The organism is Thioclava sp. UBA3469, from assembly GCF_002378135.1.
GTDB classification, from domain to species: domain Bacteria; phylum Pseudomonadota; class Alphaproteobacteria; order Rhodobacterales; family Rhodobacteraceae; genus Thioclava; species Thioclava sediminum.
Genome location: NZ_DFRG01000077.1, coordinates 1 through 7,732, shown reverse-complemented (window position 1 = coordinate 7,732; position 7,732 = coordinate 1). Strand labels below are relative to the sequence as shown.

Annotated in this window: 6 protein-coding genes and 1 pseudogene; 4 read left to right on the top strand and 3 right to left on the bottom strand. The window is 66.5% G+C overall.

Annotated elements, in window-relative coordinates:
- Positions 1 to 302 (top strand): annotated as a pseudogene (locus B3D39_RS06790) (sugar kinase); the annotation flags it as partial.
- Here B3D39_RS06790 and B3D39_RS06785 read toward each other — a convergent pair.
- Entirely contained in the window at positions 290 to 1,669 is a 1,380-nt protein-coding gene (locus tag B3D39_RS06785; RefSeq protein ID WP_274961913.1) for a sensor histidine kinase, read from the bottom strand. The pseudogene B3D39_RS06790 and the gene B3D39_RS06785 overlap by 13 nt on opposite strands.
- Entirely contained in the window at positions 1,669 to 2,340 is a 672-nt protein-coding gene (locus B3D39_RS06780) for a response regulator transcription factor (protein ID WP_075776881.1), read from the bottom strand. The genes B3D39_RS06785 and B3D39_RS06780 overlap by 1 nt, the downstream gene beginning before the upstream one ends.
- A gap of 165 nt (positions 2,341 to 2,505) precedes the next feature.
- On the opposite strand from B3D39_RS06780, the gene B3D39_RS06775 reads away from it, so the two are divergent.
- Positions 2,506 to 3,666, top strand: a complete 1,161-nt coding sequence (locus B3D39_RS06775) for a Do family serine endopeptidase (RefSeq protein ID WP_078571219.1) — start codon at positions 2,506 to 2,508, stop codon at positions 3,664 to 3,666.
- A gap of 70 nt (positions 3,667 to 3,736) precedes the next feature.
- Here B3D39_RS06775 and B3D39_RS06770 read toward each other — a convergent pair whose 3' ends face one another.
- Positions 3,737 to 5,371, bottom strand: a complete 1,635-nt coding sequence (locus B3D39_RS06770; protein ID WP_274961912.1) for a glycosyltransferase family 39 protein — start codon at positions 5,369 to 5,371, stop codon at positions 3,737 to 3,739.
- Between the two features lie 187 nt (positions 5,372 to 5,558).
- Between B3D39_RS06770 and B3D39_RS06765 the strand changes: the two genes are divergently transcribed.
- Together B3D39_RS06765 and cydD are read left to right on the top strand one after the other, a co-directional pair.
- Positions 5,559 to 5,828: a YMGG-like glycine zipper-containing protein gene (locus B3D39_RS06765; RefSeq protein WP_075776878.1), complete on the top strand. Its 270-nt coding sequence runs from the start codon at positions 5,559 to 5,561 to the stop codon at positions 5,826 to 5,828.
- A gap of 182 nt (positions 5,829 to 6,010) precedes the next feature.
- Positions 6,011 to 7,684: a thiol reductant ABC exporter subunit CydD gene (gene cydD / locus B3D39_RS06760; protein WP_286789534.1), complete on the top strand. Its 1,674-nt coding sequence runs from the start codon at positions 6,011 to 6,013 to the stop codon at positions 7,682 to 7,684.
- Positions 7,685 to 7,732 lie beyond the last annotated feature (48 nt).

Here is a 7,732-nt window from a genome sequence, read left to right as displayed (position 1 = left end):
AAGACATCGTCGACGACTGGCTCGCGAAAGCGGCGCGCGGTCTCGCGACTGTCGCCGCCTCCTCGGCTGCGCTGTGCGATCTCGATGCGATCGTGATCGATGGCTGGATGCCTGACGATTTGCGCGCGCGGCTCGTCGCCGCCACCGAAGCGGAACTGGCGAAGATCAACCTCTCGGGCGCGGGCGTTCCGATCGTGCGCGAGGGGCAGGTGGGCCCCGATGCCCGCGCGCTGGGGGCTGCAACCCTGCCGCTGAGCCTGCGTTTCCTGACCGAGATCGACCTGCCCGATCAGGCCGACTGACCCGGCGCGGCGAAGCGCAGCGAAACGATCAGGCCGGGCTGGTTGTCGGACAGCTCCAGCTCCGCCTCGTGCAGCCCTGCCACCGCCTGAACCAGCGCAAGCCCCAGCCCATTGCCCGGCGTCGTGCGCGAGCGTTCCAGCCGATAGAGCCTACGCAGAACCTTCTCGCGCTCCGCCGCAGGAATACCGGGACCATGATCGGCGACGCTGAGAATGATTGCGCCGCGCTCGCGAGACAGGCGCACCGCGATCTGCGGCGCAGGGCCACCGTGACGGATCGCGTTCTCGATCAGGTTCGACAGCATCTGCCCCAGCAGCCCCCGGTCGCCATGCACTATCAGCGGCGCATCGGGCCGTTGCAGGGTCAGCGCCCCGCCCGCCTCTTCGGCGCTCGCCTCGTAAAGCTCGGTGATATCGGCCGCGAGCGCGCCCAGATCGACCCGCGCGAACCGCGCCTTGGGGCTGCCGCCTTCGATCTGCGCAATCCGCAGGAGAGAATGGAACACGGCCACCGCGCGTTCGGCCTCGGTGCCCGCCTGCTCGGCCAACGCCCGGGGCGGTGTGTCCTCCGGCAAAGCCTCTTGCAGCTCCGACAGCAGCACGGAGATCCGCTGCATCGGCGTCTTCAGGTCATGCGCGATATCCGCCGAGACCTGACGCAGCGCCGCGACCGTCGCCTCCTGCGTCTCGGCCATCACGTTCAGCCGCGCCCCGATCCGCGCGAGGTCGTCGCCCTTCCGGGCCTTCACCTCGTCGCGCGGCACGCGCGCCTCCAGCCGCCCCTCGGTCAGATCGTCGAGCGTCTCTTCGATCGCGCTCACCCGTTTGCGTGCCCGCATCCCGACCCACGCGCCATAGGCGGCAGAGACCAAAAGCGACGGCACGAAGGAGAAAACGAGGATCGCGAGGAAGGTCGAGGTCAGTTCCGCAATCGGCGCGCGGCTCTCCCCGATCACCAGCAAGCCACCCGCAAGCGGCATGGTCAGCGTGAAATAGCCATGTTTCGACAGCGGCGCATATTCGGGATGCCGCGAGATGACCCAGCGGTCGCCCTGATGCGTGACCCGCACATTGCCGACCTGCCGCCCGTCCGACATGACGAAAGCGATGGCGCGCTCGGACGGGTCCGAGGCCCGCGCCTCCGCCGAGACGATCACCGAAAGCGTCTCGGGATTGGCGGCGACCTGAAACACCGCCGTCTGCTGCTTGAGATCGGCGCGGATCGAATCCTCGGTCGAGGAGCGCAGCGCGACATAGGCAAAGCCGAGCGTCACCAGAAGGATCGCGAAGACGATCCCCATCAGCCCGAGCGCCTGCCGCAGCGGCGTCGAGGCAAGAATTTCCGCGCGGTTCAGACGTGCCTTCATCAGCCCTCGATCCGGTAGCCCGCGCCGCGCACGGTGTGGATGAGGTCACGGTCGAACGGCTTGTCGACCTTGTTCCGGAGCCGCGAGATATGGGTCTCCACGACATTGGTCTGCGGATCGAAATTCAGATCCCAAACACCCTCCAGCAACATCGTCCGGGTCTGCACCCGGCCCTTGCGGCGCAGCAGGAATTCCAGAAGCGAGAACTCCCGCGGCAGAAGGTCGATCTCCTGCCCGCCGCGCGTTACCTTGCGTGCGATCAGGTCCATCTTCAGATCGCCTGCCTCGAGCATCACCTGCTCCGACTGCGCCTGCGGACGGCGCGCCAGCGCCGCAAGCCGCGCCGACAGCTCGCCGAAGGCGAAGGGTTTCACGAGGTAATCGTCGGCGCCTGCGTTGAGCCCCTCGATCCGGTCATCCACCCCGCCGATCGCGGTCAGAAAGATGATCGGCGTCGTGACCTTCGCCGCCCGGATCGCGCGGGTAATCGAGAGCCCGTCCAGCTCGGGCAGCATCCGGTCAATGATCATCACGTCATAGCTGCCGCCCAGCGCTTGGGTCAGCCCGTCGCGGCCATTCGCGAGATGGTCGACCGTGTGGCCCTCTTCGCGCAGGCCCCGTAGCACGTAATCGGCGGTGGTCGCGTCGTCTTCGATCAACAGCAGTTTCATCGCACTCGCTTTCTCGGTTCGCGACATATGTGGCCGATGCCACCGCACAAGTCACGCACCCCTCCCCTAAAGGTGAAAAGGATAACAGCTCTGCAATCTTCCCGCAGAGTCCCTGACAGGCTAGGCCCTCACATAGGGTGCATACCTGTCAACAAGGAGAGAAACATGCAGGACTTCCGAAAAGCCCCCCTGCTGCGCACCCTCGCCACCACCGCCATGCTCGGCGCAGGCGCCGTTGCGACGAGCGGTCTGGCACTGGTCCCGAACGTGGCCGCCGCCGAAACCTTCACCAACACCGTCGATCTGGTGAAGAAGGTGATGCCCGCCGTGGTCACCATCGAGATCAAGAAGCAGGCCAACGATCAGGAAATGGCCCAGATGGGGATGCCGCAGGATTTCCCCTTCGAGTTCTTCCAGCGTCGTTTCGGCATGCCCGACATGGGGCCGGGTCCCAACGGTCAGGGCCAGCAGATGCAACGTCCTGAGATCACCGGCCTCGGCACCGGCTTCATCATCCAGAAAGACGGCCATATCGTCACCAACGCGCATGTCGTCGACGGCGCCGAGAGCGTGAAGGTCACCTTCTCCGACGGCTCGACCGCGGATGCGAAAGTGATCGGCGAAGACAAGGCCACCGATATCGCCGTGGTCAAGGTCAACACCGACAAGGACCTGCCGACCGTGGGCTTCGGCGACAGCCAGACCGCACAAGTCGGCGAGCCCGTCGTGGCAATCGGCAACCCGTTCGGCCTCGGCACCTCCGTGTCGACCGGCATCGTCTCGGCCAAGGGCCGCGACTTGAAATCGGGCCCGTTCGATAACTACATCCAGACCGATGCAGCCATCAACAAAGGCAACTCGGGTGGCCCGCTCTTTGACGCCCAAGGCGAAGTGATCGGCATGAACACCGCGATCCTGTCGCCCACAGGCGGCTCCGTCGGGATCGGTTTCTCGGTGCCCTCCGACACGATCAAGGGCGTCGTCGCCGATCTGCAGAATGACGGCACCGTCAAGCGCGGCTTCCTCGGCGTGCAGATCCAGCCGGTCAGTGAGGACATCGCGGCGGCGCTGGGTCTCGACAAGCCCGAAGGCGTGCTCGTGGCCGATGTGTCGTCCGATACGCCCGCGAAGAAAGCTGGCCTGAAGCGCGGCGACATCATCGTCGGCGTCGATGGCAAGCCGATGAAAGAGCCCCGCGATCTGACCCGTGCGATCGGGTCCGACGCGCCGGGCACCGAAGTGCAGCTCTCGCTGCTGCGCGCGAACAAGCCGCTCACGCTCTCCGTCACTCTTGATGAGCGGCCCACCGAGAAGACCAAGTCATAATACTTGACGTCTATCGGTTAGAAGGCACGCCCGGAGCATCTGCTTCGGGCGTGTCTTTTAGTTTGGAGGGTCAGTTTGCGCCGTTGGGCGCGGCAGTCGATGCGGGCGCGGGCGCAGCGTCGGAGGTCGGCGGCGCGATCGTCTCCGCCACCTGATAAAGCCGCCAGTCGTCCTGCCGGAAATGCCGCTCCGCGATCTGGCTGAGACCGTCGGCGCCCTCGATCGGCTTCGCTGCGAGGATCAGACCGCCGGGATGATCCGCCATCCAGCGCCCCAGATCGGCGCTGTTGTCGAGCACCGTCACGGGTTTCTCAAGCCGCGCGACAAACGAGAACTGTCCCGCATAGCCGCGATCGGTGGTCGCCACGCCATTCTCGGAATGCGCGGCGATCAGGCTCGCGATCGGGGCCGGATCGTAGACTTTCCAAAGGATCGGCCAGACCATGATCTGAATGGCGATCAGCACCAGCGGCGCGACGAAGGCTTCGGCGAACCAGCCCTGCCGCGCCTTGAGCACGATCAGCGCACCACCCACGAGAAGCGCCACACCCGCGATCACGAAGAGCCACGAGCCGGTGCCCTCGGGCAGATCCGGGAACGCCCCGAAATGCACCGATGCGGCAGCGATCGCCGTCGCCACGCCGGGCAGAAGCCACAGCAGGCGCAGCCAGCGCATCCGACGCTCCGCCGTGGGCAACAGCCCCGACAGGATCAGCGCCAGCGCGGGCAGTTCCGGCACGAGGTAATGCGCCTGTTTGCCCGAGATCAGCGAGAAGGCGACAAATGCGGTGGCGAACCAGACCGCCACCATGCGCGTACCCGCATCCTCCCAGAGCCGCGAGGGTTTGAACGTGGCCAGCCCCGCGCGGCTCCAGCCCCACGGCCAGAGGAAGAAGGGCAGCAGCGCCACGAAGAACCAGACGGGGCGGCCGTGGGCGAAGCTTTCCACCATCCGCCCGGCGCTTTGCTTCCACAGGATCTGCTCGCGATATTCCGCCCCGCCGAAGATGATCGCCGGGCCGAGCCACAGCAGCACGATGCCGAACCCGATCAGAAAACCGAACCCGATCCGCGCATACCATTGCTTGAGCGCGGGCCGCTCCGCCCCCGTCGCCCAAAGCGGCATCAAAAGCGCGGTCGGCAGCACATGCACCAGGATCACCGGCCCCTTGGCGAAGACGCCGAAGGCCAACGCGATACCAAGCCCGATCACCGGGGCGAAGCGCTCCGTGTCGCGCATCGCCCAGACCGCGAGCATCCCTAGCAGCGTCGCCGCAGTCAGCATCGTGTCGAACATCGTCGTCGAGCCGAACAGCAGGAACACCCCGCTCGTCCCGAGGATCAGCGCGGCGAGCCCGGCGCGCTCGGGCTCTTCCGGCCAGAGCCTGCGCGCGAGCATCGCCACCAGTCCGACCGACAGCAGCCCGAAAGCGGGCGCGACCAGCCGCGCCGCCCATTCGCTGGGGCCCGTGACGCTCCAGACGATATTGATGAGCCAGAACAGAAGCGGCGGCTTGTCGGAATAGATCGCCCCGTTGAGATGCGGCACCAGCTTGGAGCCGCCCTGCCACATCTCCCAGGCGACGGTGACATAGCGCGTCTCGTCGATCGCCATTAGCGGGCGCATGACCATCAACACCACCGCGCTCAGCGCGAAAAGGAAAAGCGCCCCGATCAGGGGAACGCGCCAAGTGGTCGAACTCATAGGCGTGTCTTTCTGTCGTCTGTGTCGAAGGGTTCCATATTGCTTGACCCCCGAATGACCTCGCATGTCAAGCCACACGACCATCACGGCTTCAGGATACGGGCTCAAAACTAATTAAGAAAAACTTGGAACTGCCCGGAGAGGGCCGACGTTGGATGTCCGAAGATACAGAAGGGAGACACGTACCATGAAGAAGATGTTCCTCATCCTGCCGCTCAGCGCCACCGTTGCCGTTGCAGGCTGCCAGATGTCGCAACAAGACCGCGCTGCCGCGACCGGCGGTGTTGCCGGTGCCGCGATCGGCGCTGCTGTTTCGGATGACGGCGACCGCGTGCAGAACGCCGCGATCGGCGGCGCAGTCGGCACCGTTGCCGGCGCTCTGATCGGCAAAGCCAACCAGCCGGGTCAGTGCCGCTATCGCGACTCCTATGGCCGCGAGTACATCGCGCCCTGCTAAGGCCCCGCCACAGGTAACCTCGAAAACCGTTCGGACCCTCATCCGAACGGTTTTTTCATGCGCGCATGGCGGGATGTCCCGCAGACGTGACAAGCGCGGATTGTCGCACGCCATTGCCGCAGACCCTCTGCCCGGCTATCTCCACAGCCAAGCGCGACAGAGGAAAAGACCCCAAAATCCCTATGACAGACGCCACGACCGAAGCGCCGAAGCCGAAAGCCGTTCTTGCCCGTATCGCTCAGCCGGTGGCGGGGAAGTTGAAGCTCGCCGGTTGGCTCGGCGTAGCCTCGGCGCTGATCTGGCCCGCGCAGGCCGCTCTGATCGGCTTGGTTCTTGGCGATCTGGTCGCGCCCGGGGTTAGCCCCGCGCTTTCGCCGCTTGCCGGGGCCGCGGGTTTCGTGGCGCTGGCGCTCGTGCGGATTGCGCTCGACTGGGTTTCGCAGAAGCTTTCCGCCGATGCCGCCGAGGTCGTGCTGCGTGAAAGCCGCGAGACGTTGATCCGAAAGGCGCTGCGTCAGGCCAGCGGGGCCGCCGCGCTGTCGCCTGCGGAACTGGCCTCGCTCTCGGCGGAGAAGCTCGGCGCACTCGGTCCTTGGGCCACGCGCTACCAGCCCGCCTTCCTACGCGCCCGGATCATACCCCTCGCCTTCATCCTGCTCGCCGCCACGCAAAGCTGGGCGGTCGCGGGCATCTTGCTGATCGCGGGGCCGCTGATCCCGCTGTTCATGGCGCTTGTTGGCATGGCCGCGCAGGACGCCTCGGAAAAGCAAATGGTCGAGATCGGCTCTCTGAACCGCCTGCTGATCGACCGGATCGCCGCGATCACCGATCTGCGGCTCTTGGGCGCGGAGGCCCGCTCGCGCGCCGATCTTGAGACCAAATCCGAAGACCTCCGCGTCCGCACGATGGCGGTTCTGCGGGTGGCCTTCCTCTCCTCGACGCTTCTGGAACTGTTCGCCGCGATCGGCGTGGCGCTGGTCGCGGTCTATGTCGGCTTTTCGCTGATCGGCTGGATGAATTTCGGCACATGGGGCAGCAAGATGACCCCGGCCGAGGGGATTTTCCTGCTGATGATCGCACCCGAGTTCTTCCAGCCGCTGCGCGATCTGGCAGCGGCGTGGCATGACCGAGCCGCCGCGCTCGCCGTCGCCTCCGAGCTGGAGACGACCGAGACCGAAATCGCCAAGGCCAACACGCTGATGGGCACCGGCGGCGAAGGAACGGCGCCTACGCTTGGCCCCCTGCACTGGCACGGTCTGCAAATCCGCCCCGGCGAGGCCGCCGATCCGATCCCCCTGCCCGATGGCGACATCGCGCCGGGCGAGGCCGTGGCGATCACCGGGCCGTCGGGCGCAGGCAAGACGACGCTTCTGACCGCGCTGGTCGGGTTGATCCATCCCGAGGCCGGGGAGATCACGCTGGGCGAGACCACGCTGACAGAGCAAAACGCCGATGACTGGCGCGCGGCTTTCGGCTGGATTCCGCAAAGCCCGCGCTTCGCCGATGCGAGCCTGCGCGAGCTGATCACGCTGAACCGTCCCGGCGATCTCGATGCGGCGCTGGATGCCGCGCAGGCGACCGAGGTCGTCGCGGGCCTCCCCGGCGGGCTCGACGCCCGGCTGGGCGACATGGGCGGCGGCGTCTCGGGCGGCGAGGCGCGGCGTCTGCTGATCGCGCGCGCCCATTACGCGGGCCGCCCGATCGTGCTGGCGGACGAACCGACCGCCGATCTCGATGCCGCCTCCGCCGCCGGGATCGCCGCGCTGCTGGCAGACCTTGCGCGCGAACGGGCCCTGGTCGTTGCCACGCACGATCGACGAGTCGTCGCGCTGGGCGGCACGGTGGTGCGGCTGTGACGGAACACCAGCTCCTTGCCGACCTGCTCGAAGCCACCGGCGCCGGGC